The 15733-nt window shown below is 60.2% G+C and carries 11 protein-coding genes; 8 read left to right on the plus strand and 3 right to left on the minus strand.

Translation table 11 applies throughout. The annotated features are described in order from the left end of the window. Positions 1-982 precede the first annotated feature (982 nt). Entirely contained in the window at positions 983-1876 is an 894-nt protein-coding gene (locus FYB92_RS14470; RefSeq protein ID WP_003617765.1) for a LysR family transcriptional regulator, read from the minus strand. Positions 1877-1967: 91 nt separating this feature from the next. Next, positions 1968-2897 carry a serine hydrolase gene (locus FYB92_RS14475; protein WP_225578678.1) on the minus strand — a complete coding sequence of 310 codons (930 nt, stop codon included), beginning with the start codon at positions 2895-2897 and terminating at the stop codon, positions 1968-1970. 221 nt (positions 2898-3118) lie between these two features. Here FYB92_RS14475 and FYB92_RS14480 point away from each other — a divergent pair, with 221 nt between their 5' ends. From FYB92_RS14480 to FYB92_RS14495, 4 genes are read left to right on the plus strand one after another with little or no spacing between them, the layout of a single operon-like run. After that, complete coding sequence (locus tag FYB92_RS14480; RefSeq protein WP_225578679.1) at positions 3119-3712, plus strand: DUF2946 family protein; 594 nt, start codon at positions 3119-3121, stop codon at positions 3710-3712. A 51-nt stretch (positions 3713-3763) separates the two neighbouring features. Next, the gene (locus tag FYB92_RS14485) at positions 3764-6172 is read left to right on the plus strand and encodes a TonB-dependent siderophore receptor (RefSeq protein WP_332828857.1); all 2409 of its coding nucleotides are present in this window, start codon (positions 3764-3766) and stop codon (positions 6170-6172) included. Next, entirely contained in the window at positions 6159-7439 is a 1281-nt protein-coding gene (locus FYB92_RS14490; protein WP_332828858.1) for an SbmA/BacA-like family transporter, read from the plus strand. The genes FYB92_RS14485 and FYB92_RS14490 overlap by 14 nt, the downstream gene beginning before the upstream one ends. Continuing rightward, positions 7351-7875 (plus strand): ATP-binding cassette domain-containing protein, encoded by a 525-nt coding sequence (locus FYB92_RS14495; protein ID WP_332828859.1) that lies wholly within the window; start codon positions 7351-7353, stop codon positions 7873-7875. The genes FYB92_RS14490 and FYB92_RS14495 overlap by 89 nt, the downstream gene beginning before the upstream one ends. A gap of 122 nt (positions 7876-7997) precedes the next feature. Here the strand turns inward: FYB92_RS14495 and FYB92_RS14500 are convergent, their stop codons facing one another. Next, positions 7998-8381, minus strand: a complete 384-nt coding sequence (locus FYB92_RS14500) for a hypothetical protein (RefSeq protein ID WP_332828860.1) — start codon at positions 8379-8381, stop codon at positions 7998-8000. Between the two features lie 127 nt (positions 8382-8508). On the opposite strand from FYB92_RS14500, the gene FYB92_RS14505 reads away from it, so the two are divergent. The 4 genes from FYB92_RS14505 to FYB92_RS14520 are packed head-to-tail and all read left to right on the plus strand — an operon-like array spanning position 8509 to position 15599. Further along, complete coding sequence (locus tag FYB92_RS14505; RefSeq protein ID WP_332828861.1) at positions 8509-9747, plus strand: FAD-dependent oxidoreductase; 1239 nt, start codon at positions 8509-8511, stop codon at positions 9745-9747. Positions 9748-9757: 10 nt separating this feature from the next. Then, on the plus strand, positions 9758-12163 hold the full coding sequence (locus FYB92_RS14510; RefSeq protein WP_332828862.1) for a penicillin acylase family protein: 2406 nt from the start codon (positions 9758-9760) through the stop codon (positions 12161-12163). After that, complete coding sequence (locus FYB92_RS14515) at positions 12160-13440, plus strand: serine hydrolase domain-containing protein (RefSeq protein ID WP_332828863.1); 1281 nt, start codon at positions 12160-12162, stop codon at positions 13438-13440. The genes FYB92_RS14510 and FYB92_RS14515 overlap by 4 nt, the downstream gene beginning before the upstream one ends. Beyond that, complete coding sequence (locus FYB92_RS14520) at positions 13440-15599, plus strand: alpha/beta fold hydrolase (protein ID WP_332828864.1); 2160 nt, start codon at positions 13440-13442, stop codon at positions 15597-15599. Before FYB92_RS14515 ends, FYB92_RS14520 begins: the two co-directional genes overlap by 1 nt. Positions 15600-15733: the final 134 nt, after the last annotated feature.

The raw sequence follows: 15733 nt of genomic DNA on the forward strand, positions 1-15733 counted from the left end.
ACAAACATGATGTGACACCACCTGCCAGCAAAGCATGAAACCTGCCCCCTGTCGTGTAACGAGATGCTGCCCGCCCTTAACCTTACGTAATACCCGCCAGACCGCCGTGCAGAACCTTATGCATAAAACATGCCCGAGAGATTGTTGGAAAACAAATCATTGATAGAAAACAGGAAAGGTTTTTTGGTGCCGCCTTTATTTCAAAAAAGCGGCGTCTTTCGAAGCTTTTTAGAAAAAGCTTTACCAAAAATCTTTATAATTTCAGGATGTTATTGAGACTTACTTTTCAAAAAGTCTCTGATACATAAAGTGTTGTTTGATTACCTGATTTTTAAACGTCCAATATAAGGTCTTTTGAAAAACTGAAATCCTGACCGAAAATCAATTGATTTATTTCAGTTACTCAAGAAACGATGATGTTCACAGTAAAAGCCGGATAGGTTGTTTTGCTTTCTCAATCGCGATTTATGGTCATGAGGTTGGGGACAATCTGCCTCATAAGATTTGATCCCAATGCAGCGTTGTCTCCTACCAAAAACTACTCAAACCGCTTTTTGCGTCAGGCTCTGATATATTGCAAAAAACCTTTATGATACAGAATTTTTATGATTTCATGCCTTCACAAACCTTGAAATATATCAGATCCATAAACAGGAATATATTGGAAGCATCTTCTTCCCTTATTCGAGACTATTTGAAAAGTCTGGCTCGATAACACACTAAAATTATAAAAGTTTTTGGTGAAGCTTTTTCAAAAAAGCTTTAGAAGACACCGCCTTTTTAAAAAAAGTCGTCACCCCAAAACTTTTCTTATTTTTTATCAATGATTTGTTTTCAAACAGCCTTTCCATATTGGCCATTCTCAAATATCCCTCCAGGAACAATAAAAAATCTTGTCGAGGGTGATACCAAAAAGGACTTCATCAGAAATTTTCTTATGATTAAACCATATTTTTAATATCAGGATTTCCGTGCGGAAGCCTCAGCACCGCAGCCGCCCAAGGTCAACATCAAGTTCCGTACGCAAAAGCGACAGGATATCACGCGAAATATGCGAAAGCGCGTAATCCGCACGAAACAGCACCGTGCATGCCACATAGAGGGGGGGCGAGAGTTCGTGCGGTTTCGACAGGCCGGGGTGATGCAGCGCGGTCAGGGCATCCACGATGGCGCACCCCGCCCCCAGTCGCACCAGTTCGGCCGCCATGTAATGCGTGCGCACCCGCACCGACGGGGCGGTACAGAGGCCCGCCTCCTCCATCGCCATATCCAGCAGGCGCGCAGTGGGATCATTTTCACTCAACCCGATGTAACGGGCGGGGTTGATCCGTTCCATAACGACAGGGCCATCGGTGCCGTCCCCGCCATCAATCAGCAGCAGCGGCACATCCGCGATGTGATGGGAACTGACGCCGTCGCAGGAATAATCGCCAAACACAATCCCAAGGTCGAGGTCATGATTTAGGATACGCGACACGATTTCGGTACCGTGAAGGGTATCGACCGTCAATTCCGTTCCGGGATGGTCGGCATGGTAACGCTGGATCACCCGTGGCACGAGGCTGAGGCCAAGGCTGGGGACACAGCCGATATTGATCGAATGCCCGTCACGGGCATAACGCAGATTGTCCGTCAGGCGCTTGAGGTCGGACAGCTTGGCAAAGATCGTGTTGACATGCGGCAGCATGATCTGCGCCTCACGCGTGGGGACGAGGCGACCGCCCGTACGCTCGAACAGGGCAAAGCCCAACGACTGCTCGGCATAACGCAGCACCTTGCTTGCGGCAGGCTGCGAAACATGCAGCACCTCTGCCGCGCGACGCAGTGATCCCGTCGTCATGATCGCATAAAAAACTTCAATCTGACGCAGTCGCATGTCTTACACGGTCCCCGTACGCTGGCTGGTTAGGCAATGCCGCCGCGCGACACACCCGGGGCATATCAGGGACGCGCCAGAAGCTCCCCCGTTACCCGCCCTTTGGCGCACCCATGGCGGGTGACGCGACGAAATGGCCATAGACCTGACGGGAAATGCCATTCAGCACCCGGATGCCCGCAGCCTCGTCAGGCAGGGATTTCGTCAGCATCACAAGGATATAGTGACGTCCATCAGGCAGGAAGACAATGCCCGCGTCATTGCGCACGCCATCCACCCATCCGGTCTTGTGCGCAACAGGGGTTCCGGGCGGCAGGCCAGGAGGGATCATGTCGTTAAATGTCTGGCCACGCAGGATGTCGATCATCGCGGCACTTTGCGCGGGCCCTACGATCTTTCCCTGGTCGAGCTTCTGCATGAACATGCCAAGCCCCTTTGCCGTCATCTCGTTACGGATGCCTTTGTCATTGGCGTCATAATCCTCGATCATGCGGCCAAAGCGCACTCCCTTAAGGTGCTGGGCATGCATGACGGCATGGATATAGGGCACGCCGATCCGTTCGACCATCAGGTTGGTGGCAAGGTTGCTGCTGTACTGGATCATCACACGCACCAGTTCGGACACCGTGACGGGCCTGCCGATCTGCGCATAAAGCGGATCATAGGAATCCTCTTTCTGCTCCAGCGAGAAACTCCGCGTTCCTACGAGGGAGTGAAAGCGGTTATGCACCACAATCGTCTCCTGCGGCTGAAGGGTGCCACGCGTAAACATGTCATAGGCCGCGTCCATCACGAACAGTTTCATGGTGCTGGCGGCGTTGATGTAATCCGTGCAGTTAAGGCAGACCTGCGGGCGCTGTCCCGACATCGCGGCATAGACGGCGAAAGACCCCGGCTGCCCTGATACGGTTTTTGCCACATCCTGCGCCAGCGTTGCGGCCTGCACCGGGGCGGCGGCACATACCAGCCCAACCGTGGCGGTCATGACGCCACGCCGCAACATTGCAAAGATACCGGACATGACCTTTCCTTCCGTAAATCGGCCCGGTGGGTGGGCCGGACGTTCATGCAGCACGGACGCCAGACCGCCTGCCATCCATGACGGGAGGGGGGAATGCGTTCGGGCGCACTGTCGCACCATTACGTGTTCGACACAATATGCCCGCCAGCCGATTTGACAAGCCTTACGGCGTGACCGACATTGCCACGCATTCGTGAAAAAAAGGCATATCTTTCCGCTTCATGGCACGCATTTCCCATCCTGTGACAGGCATGGCCACCATCCGGTGGCTGGTTGTTGTGTGCACGTTGCTGGGCTTTGTGGGGCAGTTGCTGGTCCTGAGCCGCGCGCTGCCGGGGGAAATGCCACGCGCCACGATTGAACGCCTGACCGGTATTGATATCGCCCCCATGGCGGACATGGGATGCGAAGACGCCGCCACAATGGTCATGGAGGACGGCCCGCATCGCGCCCTGGCGCAGGCCATGACCCATCTCACCGGCCGGGCCATCCTCCATGGTCCGGACCATGGTCGTGACCACACTCCCGACCATGATACATCCCGCCATGACCATGACGGGTCATGCACGCTGTGCCCGCTGCTGCACCTGCCCGCCATTGCACTGGCGGCACTGCCGTTCATGCCGCTGCCGCCGATGGCGTGGGCACGCCCGCATGCCCGTCCGGGACAACCGCGTGCACCCCCGGCAATTTCCCCGGGCGTTCCCCCCTCACGCGGCCCCCCTGCTGAATGCCCCCTGGCGTCAGCAGGACCACAGGCCACGTTCCCCCACGCGACAGCCCCATCACCCAACAGGGTATGTGGCACGACGTGATCGCACGCCTGTCCTGCTGACTGGTTTCATGTCAGTTCAGGATCGCAATCCATGTCGCGTTTTTCAAAGGCGTCCGGGCCTGTCGGGATCATCCCGGCCCGGATTGTTCTGGTCGGGGTCATCCCGGCCGGAATCCTCCTGTGCGGATGCATGATCGCACATCACGCCCATGCAACCCCACATCATCCCCCCCAAACCCTGACCAATCCAGCCCGGCCCAATCCGGTTCGGACCCGTGCTGCACAACCCAGTGCGGGCCGTCCCAGTGTGGCCCGCCCCAGAGCTATCGAACCCAGTGCTGTCCAACCCAATCCTACCCGGCCTACTGCGGCCCGGACGGCAACAGCTGCCCCCCGCACACATGCCACCACCAGGGCCGTCCCCTCACCCCAGACCGACAGCACCCTGCCCCGGCCTGAAGCCATAGAGGTCAGGGCCAACCGTGGGTCCTATACGGTGCCCACAACCGACCTGTGGGGCAAATCGGGCGTTGCGCTGAAGGATGTACCGCATTCGGTTTCCGTCATCACACAAGAACGCATGCAGGATTCCAACATGCTGACGATGACGGACGCAATGCGGCAGGTGAACGGCATCCGCGTCCTGCCAGGGTCAAGCGCGAATTCGAATTTCTATTCCCGCGGCTACCAGCTTACGACGTCGCTTGACGGCACGCCCAATGCGGCAGGGACGCTCAACAACGCGACCTTCGACCTGTCGATGTATGAACGTATCGAGGTCCTGCGCGGCTCTGCCGGGCTGTTGCAGGGGGCTGGCGGCGCAGGCGGCGTGGTTAACGAGGTGACAAAAAAACCGGGACACGATTTCGCCCTCGGCGGTGCGGCAAGCGTCGGCAGCTTTGACAACTATCGCGCCGACATCGACCTGAGCACGCCGCTCAACCGTTCGGGGACACTCCGCTTTCGCACTGCGGACCTGTTTGAGGACAACCGCTATTTCTATCAGTATTCCCATTCGCGCAAATGGCAGGCCTATGGCGCGCTGGAATGGGATATCACGCCCACGACAACCTTCCTTGTCTCCCACGCGGCACAGCAGCAGGACATTACCGCGCCCTATTTCGGCCTGCCGGTCACAACGGACAGGACGCTGTGGTATGGTGGCCGGTCGGCCAATCCGTCCCAACCATGGGGCTACAGCAACTACATGACACAGCAGACTGCCGTGTCACTGTCACAAAAGATCGGACGGAACTGGACGCTGACGGCACGCGGGACATTTTATGACCAGAGCTATGACATGCTCTATAATGAACCCTGGACGACCATCGGCGCGAAAAGCGGCCTGCTGACCTATGAGGACCAGGGCATTTCCGCGCAGAAGGGGACGAACTCTTCACGCTCTGCCGATATCTATGCCACAGGTGCGTTCCGCCTGTTCCATCATACGCATCACCTGCTGGCGGGCTTCAATTACAATTCATATGACCAGTACGTGGCCTATCCCGACATTACGGGCAGTGGCGTATATGACAATATCAGCATCCGCAACACCGCCGCCATCCCGGCCCCTGCCGCAGGCAGCGTCAGCTATGCCGCGTCCTCTGGCGGGGCCGAAGGCAGGGATGATGCTGCCTATCAGTGGGGGTTTTACGGGCAACTGCGGCTTGAACCCGTCCGGGGCCTGTCGGTGGTGCTTGGCGGGCGCGTCTCGCGCTTTTACGAACATGCGCGCGACACCTCTCCGTCGCCGCGCGGGGCGTGGGCGACGCGGTCGGACATCCATGCCCAACTGACGCCCTATCTGGGCAGTGTGTACCAGATCACCCCGCACCTGTCGTGGTACGCCAGTTATGCCAGCATCTTCACCCCATCGGTGGGGGATATGCGCTATCGCGGCGGCGGGCTTGCGCCACAATTGGGAAACCAGGTGGAAACCGGGTTCAAGGGGGAGTATTTCCACGGTCGCCTCAATGTCTCGACCGCGCTGTTTCGGATGGAAAGCGTCAACCAGCCGCTGTCGGACCCTGAACATGTCGGATTTTACATCACCACCGGCCCCATTCGCCGACAGGGATGGGAGGCACAGATGGACGGGGAGATCCTGCCGAACCTCAGCGTGTCGATCGGCTATACCTATCTTGATACCAAGCTGTCCAATCCGTCCTCGGCGGATTTCGGGGGGGCGTATTCGCCACACCACATGTTCAAGTCATGGGTACATTACACCCTGCCCACAGGCCGCCTGAAGGGGCTGAGCCTCGGGGCGGGGATCGACGCCAGCAGCAACCTGCATGGCGGATATCCCACCACCGTGCAGGGCGGATACATGACCATCGACAGCGTCATCGGCTATGTCATCAACCGGCACTTACGCCTGCAGCTCAATGCCAACAACCTGACCAACCGTTATTATTACGAACGGGCCAGCGGCGTGTGGCAGTTCAACTTCCCCGCGGCCCCCCGCAATTTCATGGCGACCCTGCGTGCGACATACTGATCCCCCTGCCCGCCACTCCCTGTCCGACTGGACGGTCGTGCTGCCCTACTGGCGTTCACACGAGAAATGGGCCCCACTGGCGATGCTGGCCACGATCGTGGGGCTGTCATTCGTCTATGTCCGTACGGCGGTGTGGTTCGGCCGGTGGAACCAGCAGTTCTTTGATGCCATGTTCGCCTACAGGGTGGAAACCTGCCTGTGGCTGCTGCCCCCCTATATCGCAGTCTGTGTCCTTTCCAGCGGATGCTATGTCCTGCAGACCTACCTGACGCAGGTGCTGTCGATGCGCTGGCGGCTGTGGAACACACGGGTCTATCTGCGGCGGTACCTGTCCGATACGGCGTATTACCGGATGGAACATGGAACCGCGACGGGCGACAACCCTGACCAGCGTATTGCCGATGACCTGTCGCAGATGACGGTACTGAGCCTGCGCATGGCCCTTGATGGCATACAGGCCGTGACGACGCTGCTGTCATTTTCCATTGTGCTTTGGGAAATCGGCGGCAGCATCGACCTGAGCTGGTCCGGGCATCATCTTCGTGTTTCAGGCTACCTTCTTCTGGGCACCATCCTTGCAACGCTGGGGGCGTCGATCCTTATGGAAAAGATGGGAAGCCCCCTGATCGAAGCCGATTACAGGCAACAGCATTTCGACGCGGACCTGCGCGCGGCCTTGATCGACATGCGGCGCAATTCCGAACAGATCGCCTTCAGCCGGGGCGAGGACGCAGAAAACCTGCGTCTTTCACATTATCTGCGCACGATCGCCCATAACTGGCGCAGCGTCGTAACCTATACATGGCGGGCGAATTTCGTGGGCGACCTGTTCAATGGCACCGCGTCGATCATCCTGTGGGTATTGCTGCTGCCGAAACTGGTGGCCCACGCGCTGACCTTTGGGGAATATTCACGCATCAACGCGGCGTTCATGCAGGTCCGGCGCAGCCTGCAATGGTTCATGAACAATTATACCGACCTTGCCACCCTGCGCTCGGTCATGCAGCGCCTGCACGAATTCGAACGCACCGTCAGCCTGCCGCCCTGCACGCGCATCACACATATCGACACGCCAGCGCCCGGCCTCGATATCCGCGACCTTGTCCTGCATCATCCCGATGGCAGGCAGCTTTTGCATATTCCAGCCCTGCATGTCGATGGGGGGGGAACGCTGGCTGGTGCGCGGGGCGTCCGGAACGGGCAAGAGCACCCTGCTGCGCGCCATCGCGGGCCTGTGGGAACATGGCCACGGCACCATCACCCTTGACAGGGGGAACTGCATGTTCCTGCCGCAGCGCACCTATCTGCCCCATGGCAGCCTGCGTGCGGTCCTGTCCTATCCCCATGCGGCGTGCAGCCATGACGATGCCCGGTATGAAGCGGTCCTGCATACCGTGAACCTTGACGCCTGCGCCGCGCGGCTGGACGAGGAGGCACAATGGGACACGATCCTGTCCCCTGGCGAGGCACAGCGTATCGCCATGGCGCGTGTCCTGCTGCAGCGGCCGGGCATGCTGTTCATGGACGAGGCGACCTCCGCCCTTGATGACGAAAATACGCGCCGCATCCACGCCGCGCTGCTTGCGGCGCTGCCGCACATGACCATCATCAGCATCAGCCATCATGAAAGGGACCGCGCCTTTCACCCGCATGAACTGCGGCTTGCGGATGGGCGCGCCCTTTTCCTACCGCCCCCGCCATGAGAAAGCTTCGAACAAAACAAGCCGTTGATGAAATAAGGAATGATTTTGAGATTCTGCCTCAATTCCTTTGAATATGGGGCGACATGTTTCGAAATTTTCAGACAGATCTTCCCTGAAAAATATCATGGTCCGCGTTTCCTGAAGATTGTTTGAAAAGTCAGTCTCAATAACATACTGAAATTACAAAAGTTTTTGGTGAAGCTTTTTCCAAAAAGCTTCAGAAGACGCCGCCTTTTAAAAAAAGGCGGTACCCAAAAACTTTTCCTGTTTTTTATCAATGATTTGTTTTCAAACACTCTCTTTGAGATGCCAGCCAAGCTGCGGCCCCAGCCCCCACACCCGGACCATAAATTTTCTGACAAAGCCATTTTTTCAAACAGACGTCGCAAGACGCGCGCCCAAAGAAACGGCACAAGCAGGACAACCCCGAACGGCTTTCGCGCCATACCGCACAACAGGGACGCCCCCTTTTTCAAACCCGCCGCCACACCCCATCCCTTAACCATGAGTTATAGGGGGACTGCATTTTAAAACTGGCCTGCGCGGGTATCTGTTTTTAGGTTTCCACCTGAAATAACCTCATAAAAACATTACCATCTTGCAACAGGTAGTGAGTAGCAAGGGACAGGCGCGATGCCGGCACAACGCAATATCACGGTCATTGGCGGCGGCGTCACGGGACTGGCGACGGCCTATGCGCTGCTGCGCGATGGGCATGCGGTCACGCTTCTTGAACGGCGCGACGATGTGGGGCAGGAGGCCAGCTTCGCCAATGGCGGGCAACTGAGCTATCGCTATGTCCATCCGCTGGCGGATGCGGGGGTGCCGCGTGAATCCGTGTCGTGGCTGTTGCAGGCGGGATCACCGATTTCGCTGCGCCTGCGTGCCGACCCGCACCAGTGGCGCTGGATGCTGGCGTTCCTGCGGGCGTGCAACAGCACCACCAATGCCCGTAACAGCCAAATCCTGCTCCAGCTCGCACTCCGCAGTCAGGATGAACTTACCCGCTGGCGCGGCGAGGGGCTGAAGGATTTCCTGTGGCGGCAGCCAGGCAAGCTCGTGGTCTATCGCAACGCCGCCAAATTTAGCAAGGCCGCCGCCGGGATCAGCAATCCCGAACGCGAACAGGTCCTTTCCCCTGCTGAATGCGCGCGCGTGGAACCAGCCTTTGCCGCGCTGGCACCCAGTCTTGCAGGGGGGATATTCTCCCCTGCGGACGAAGTGGCGGACTGTTACCGTTTCTGCCTGTCGTTGCGCGACGCGATGGCCGCCATGCCGTCCTTTACGTTGCGGCATGGACAGGCCAGCCTGCGTCAGGGCACGAACGGGCGATGCGACGTGCTGGTCGATGGCAGGGCGCATGAGACTGACCTTGTGGTGCTGGCGGCGGGCATGGGATCGCGACAGATGGCGCGCGCCATGGGCTTTGACCTGCCGCTTTACGGGCTTAAGGGATATAGCCTGACGGTGGCTTCGCCCGCCGGGACGATGCCCGATGTCAGCGTCACCGATTATGACAACCGTGTGGTCTATGCCCGTCTGGGCGATGCGCTGCGCATTGCGGCGATGGTCGATATCGGGGCGCGTGACAACAGCATAAATCCCCGCCGTATCGCGCGCCTGCGTGACCTGGCGGCGAAAACCCTGCCACGGGCGGGGCCATATGACACCGCGCGCCCGTGGGCGGGCCTGCGCCCGGCGACGCCAAGCGGGGTGCCGATCATCGCGCGCACACGCGCGCCCAACCTGCTGCTTAACGTGGGACAGGGGGCGCTTGGCTTTACGCTTTCCGTGGGATCGGCGCTGCGGGTCTGCGACCTTGTCCGTGGCAATGTACGCGGCGATGCAGCCCCTTTTACCAACGCAACATAAGGACACCAGCATGCGCAACATCGGATGCAGCCGCCGGCAGATCCTTCTGGGTGGGGCAGCGGCGGGGTTTGCCACATTTTCCCCCATGGCGCGGGCCGCACGCCAGCGTATGGTGGTCGCGGCCCTGGACGGGCTGTCGGCCCCGGTGGAGGTACTGGAGGATCATTGGGGCGTACCCCATGTCCGCGCAGGCAGCATCCCCGATGCGTTTTTCGCAAATGGGTTCCTTGTGGCGCGCGACCGCCTGTGGGAACTGGATTTCGGCCATCGCCAGGCACTAGGTCAGCTTGCTGAGGTCTTTGGCCCGGATTTCGTGGATACCGACACCGCCAACCGCCTGTTCCTGTTCCGGGGCGATGCGGCCGCCGAACTGGCGCGGTTTTCACCACAGGTGCAGGACTGCGCACGGGCATATGTTGCGGGGATCAATGCGCGCCTGGCGCAGGTGCGGGCCAATCCCGACCTGCTGCCGCCCGAATTCACGATTTTTGGCTACATGCCGATGTCATGGGACGTTCTGGACCTGATCCGCATACGGGCCGAGGTCACGGGCAATACGCGTGCGGAAATCCGCCGCGCCCGCCTTGCCGCACGCGGGGGGCTGTCCTACGACGCGCTGTGCACGCCACTGGAACCTGCGCATGAACCACGTGTGCCAGGCGGCCTTGATGTCCATGCGATCTCGCAAGGCGACCTCGGGCTGTTTGACGTGCTTCAGGCATCCCCGCCACTGGGACGCGTGCGCGACGCAGGCGATACGGAACACCGCCGCACCAATTCCGGCAGCAACGCCTGGGTCATCGCCCCATCGCGCACGGCAACGCAACGTCCCATCCTTGCCAATGACCCGCATTTAAGCTTTGGCGTGCCGGGACCACGATATGTCATCCACCTCAGCGCGCCGGGACTTGACGTCATTGGTGGCGGCACGGCGGGAATGCCCGGCGTGATGCAGGGCCATAACGCGCAGATCGCCTTTGGCCGGACCAACTTCCATATAGATCAGGAAGACCTGTTCATCCTGCGCACCCACCCGGCCCATCCCGACCGTTATTTCCATGATGGCGCATGGAAACAGATGGAAACCGTCCCCACACACATTGCGGTGCGGGGCGAGGCAGGGCGCGACGTGGTGCTGCGTTACGCGGCGCAGGGCCCGGTCGTATCCGCAGACCCCGCGCGCCGCCGGGCCACGGCGGTCAGCGCGACATGGCTGTATCCGGGCGCCAACGGGCTGTTGGTCAATATCGGCCTGAACCTTGCCCATGACTGGGACAGCTTCCGCGAAGCCCTGCGTGTCCATACCAGCCCCACCAACTTCACCTATGCCGATACGGCGGGCAATATCGGGTGGCAGGCCGCAGGGGGCCTGCCATCGCGCGTGGACGGGCATGACGGGTTGCTGCCGGTGCCGGGGGACGGACATTATGACTGGAAGGGGCTGCAGCCGCTGGAGATGCTGCCTTCGACATTCAATCCCGCATCCGGCTGGTTTGCCACATCCAACGAAATGAACCTGCCGCCCGGCTATCCCGCGCAGGAACGCCGTGTCAGCTTCGAATGGCGTGACCGCTTCCGCCATGACCGCGTGGCACATGTGCTGGAGGAGATGCCGCGCGCCACCATCGCGGATTGTGCGGCGTTGCAGCATGATACATTTTCCCGTCTTGCCCTAGATATGGTCGGGCTGCTGGGTGCCGTGCCGCCCGATCTCATGGACGTGGCGGCGCTGTTGCGCGGGTGGGATGGCCATGTGCATGCCGACAGTGCGGCGGCGGCACTTTACGAAGTCTGGTGGACACGGCTGGAACGCGCGCTGCATACCCTGTTGATCCCGGCACGCCTGCATGACCTCCTGCCCGGTCCCATCAACGCGACGGTGCAAAAGACGTTGCTGCATGCGCCCGATGCCCGGTTCGGGGCGAACCCGGCCCAGACGCGTGATGACATGCTGGTGACTGCGTTGCGTGGTGCGAAATCGGAACTGCGCGACCGCCTTGGCCCCGTCATGGCCGCATGGCGGTGGGGGACGCTGCATACGATCACGCTGGATCACGCGCTGGCGCATGTCCCTGCCATCGCCGCGCGGTTCCCGCAGCTGGGTGGGGCGCGGACCGGCACGGGGGGCGATCCCTATACCGTCATGGCACGATGGTACAACCCGTTATCGAACGGGCATGATCCCTATGTCACAACGGGGGGCGCAAGTTATCTGATGGTATGCGACGTGGGGGAATGGGATCATTCGGTCTTCCTCAATTTCCCAGGACAGAGCGGCGATCCACGTTCGGCCCATTATGCGGATTTCATGCCGGACTGGCTCAGGGGGCGCATGCAGCCCCTGCCCTTCTCCGCCCATCGGGTCAGGGCGGCTGCGGTCGGACGCACCATCTTGCAACCGGCGCACACGCCATGAGGGGCGGCGGCCTCCTTGCCATGATATGCGCGCTCGCACTGGGTCCGGCCGCCAGCGCAACCCCTGCCGCGTCGGGGCGCATCGACACGGCCATGGATGCCATCATGACGCAGGGCGAGGCACGCCCGCTTGCGGCCCTCGTGGCCATGCGGCTGCACAAGGGGCAGGTTGCCTACAGCTACCATAGCGGTTTCGCCCGCCTTGGCGATACAGGCAGCATTCCGGCCGGTACGGATACCCTGTTCCGCATTGCCTCGGTATCCAAGGTGGTGACGACCATCGGGCTGATGGAACTGGTGGAACAGGGGCGGGTTTCGCTGGATGCGGATGCTTCGGAGTATCTGGGCTTTGGGCTGCGTAACCCGGATTTCGCGGATATGCCGATCACGGTGCGGATGCTGCTCAACCACACCTCCACCATCGTGGATGCGGACCGCTATACCCTGCCGCCGGAACAGAAGGTGGCGGACCTGTTCGGCCCGGCCCATCAGCCGGGGCGGCCAGATTACCATTTCGCGCATGATGGGGGTCATCGGCCGGGGACGTGGTTCGAATATTGCAACCTGTGTTACGGCCTGATCGGCACCATCATCGAACGTGTCAGCGGCGAACGTTTCGACCATTACCAGCAGACACATGTCCTGGGGCCACTGGGTATTGATGGTGGCTATAACATCGCCGAACTGCGTCATCCCGAACGGTTGGCGACGTTATATCGCGACCTGCCGGGTGGTTATGTGGCGCAGGTGGATACGCAACCGCCACAGGGATGGTCGCCAGCGCAGCTTTCGGCCTATGTCATCGGGTCCAATGGCACCGCATTTTCGCCACAGGGCGGGTTGCGGATATCGGTGGCCGGGCTGGCCCGTCTGGCGCGCTTCATGCAAGGTGGCGGAACCCTTGATGGCAGACGCCTGCTGTCGGCGCATGACGTCCGGCAGATGGAAACGCCAACATGGCAGTATGACGGCCATAACGGGGCCTGCCCCTATCCCCTCGCCAGTTATGGGCTGGGCATGATCCAACTGACGGGGCAACCGGACCCCAATGGACGCCCGGGCGTGCCCTATCGTGGATATCATGGGGACCTGCGCGGGCATCTTGGCGATGCCTACGGGCTGCATTCGGGCTTCTGGTATGAAACGGCAAACGGGGATGCGTTCGTGTTCGCCGCCGCGGGATACCCCGATGAGGATGCCGTGACACCAGGTGCCTATTCTTCCTTCACACGGGTGGAGGAACAGATCTTCACCACCCTTGCCGGAGCCATTCCGTGATGCCTCACATCTCCTTATTGCTGCGTCGTACGGGCCTTGGCCTGCTGGGGGGCGTGCTGCTGGCATCCTCTGCGCTGGCTGCCCCACCGGGGAGCATTCCACCAGGTGCGGCGCCGCCGGATGATACGTCACAAGGCGACAATGCCCTGGCAAAGCGTCTGTCGGCCCTGCTGGCGATGCCGTATGCCAACGGGCTTGCCGGTGCGGCGCAGGCCCCGCGCATTGCGTGGGTGGAACGCCGCGCAGGCGTGCGCAACATCATGATATCGGATCATGGGCAGGCCCCGCGTCGTGTCACCCATTACACGACCGATGACGGCACCGACCTGTGGGGACTGACCCTGACCCCTGACGGGCACAACCTTGCATATGTCGAAGGCGGCGATCCCGAATATCCCAATGACGCCCCCCCCAACGCGGGGCAGGCCACCTTCGCAGGGAAGGAAACGGTCCACCTGATCGGGCCTTCGGGACGGGACAGTGTCATGGGGGAAGGACATTCGCCCGCGTTTTCGCCTGACGGGGCGTTCCTGGCGTTCAGCCGTGGCGGGACACTGATGGTCGGACATACAGGGGGAGTACCCACCGCCGCCTTTACCACACCGGGGTCCATCACCGCATTGCGCTGGGCGCCGGACGGGCGGCATGTGGCGGTGGAAATAGATCGCGGTTCCCACGGGGTAATCGCACTGTGGGATGTCGGGGCGAAGTCAACTGTCCTGACCTTCATCCCACCAGCCCTGTCGAACGACCGCCAGCCGGTTTTCTCCCCCGATGGGAAATCGGTGGCGTTCATGCGCACGCAGGACCCGATCCTGGGGACAGACCCGGCCAAGGGACGGTTCTGGTCCGTGCATGTCTATGACCTGGCATCCGGCCACGAACATACCGTCTGGACTGCACCTGCGGGGAAGGGATCGCGCTTTGCCGCACCGGAAGGCTCCGTTCCTTACTGGAGCGCGGATGGCAGGCTGCTGTTTCCATGGGAAGGCAGCGGGTGGATGCGCATCTGCGCCCTGCCGATGACCATGGCCGGACCGGGTGGACAGGATACACCGGAATGCCTGACACCCGATGGCGCGGAAGTTTCGGCGTATCAGGTGTCACAGGATGGGAAAAACCTTCTCTACACCTCCAATACCGGCGACCTTGACCAATGGCGTGCCTGGTCGCGGCCGGTTGCGGGCACTGGTGCCGCGATCGCGCTGACACCGGGAAATGATGAGATTTCCACACTTGTCACGGCGGGTAATGACATCGCCGTCATGGCAACCGGCGTGACGCAGACAGCACACCCCGTTGTCCTGCAAAATGGGCAGGCCGTCACGCCCGTCACACCAATGCTGCCGTCGGGTGTATCATTCGTCACGCCGCAAAGCGTACGTTTCCACAGCGCCGATGGTATCGACCTGCACGGGCAGTTATTTATCCCCCCCGACGATACGGCCCGGCGTCATCCCGCCCTGCTGTTCGTTCATGGTGGGCCAGAGCGCCAGATGCTGCCCGCATTCAATGCGATGGGATATTATTCCAATGCCTATCTGATGAATCAGACGCTGGCGTCACAGGGCTATGTTGTGCTGTCGGTAAATTACCGCAGTGGTTCGGGTTATGGCGAAGCATTCCGTAACGCACCGGGCATCGGGCGTGCGGGGGCCAGCGAATATCGCGATGTGCAGGCTGCGGCGGCCTATCTGCAGAAACGTGATGATGTTGACGCCCATCGGATCGGAATCTGGGGTGGAAGCTGGGGCGGATACCTGACGGGGCTGGCGTTGGCGCGTAACAGCGACATCTTTGCCGCCGGGGTGGATTTCCATGGTGTCCATGACATGACCGAACCCGACCATCCCGGCCTGTCACCACAGCAGAACCGTGATGCACATGACATGGAATGGCGCTCCTCTCCCATTGCGGACATCCAGCGCTGGCGCGCGCCGGTCCTGCTGGTACATGGCGATGATGACCGTAATGTGGAATTCGAACAGTCGACGCTGCTGGCGCGGATGCTGACCGCGCAGGGCGTTCCGTACGAAGATCATATCTTCCCCGGCGAACGCCATGCATTCCTGCGCACGCAGGACTGGTTACAGGGATATTTGTGGATGGACCACTTTTTCGACCGCACCCTGCAAAAGACGTCATCCCCGCCCGAATAAAACGACATATCGGGCAGGGACATACTGCATCATTATAAAAATATTCTTGTACGCTGCATTTTTCTGAAATGCAGCGTTTTTTAGATTACGCTACGAATGGCTTAAATCATAGGATTCCCAAAGGGGCATCTGAT

This window comes from Novacetimonas sp. GS1 (assembly GCF_036686925.1).
Classification (GTDB): domain Bacteria; phylum Pseudomonadota; class Alphaproteobacteria; order Acetobacterales; family Acetobacteraceae; genus Novacetimonas; species Novacetimonas hansenii.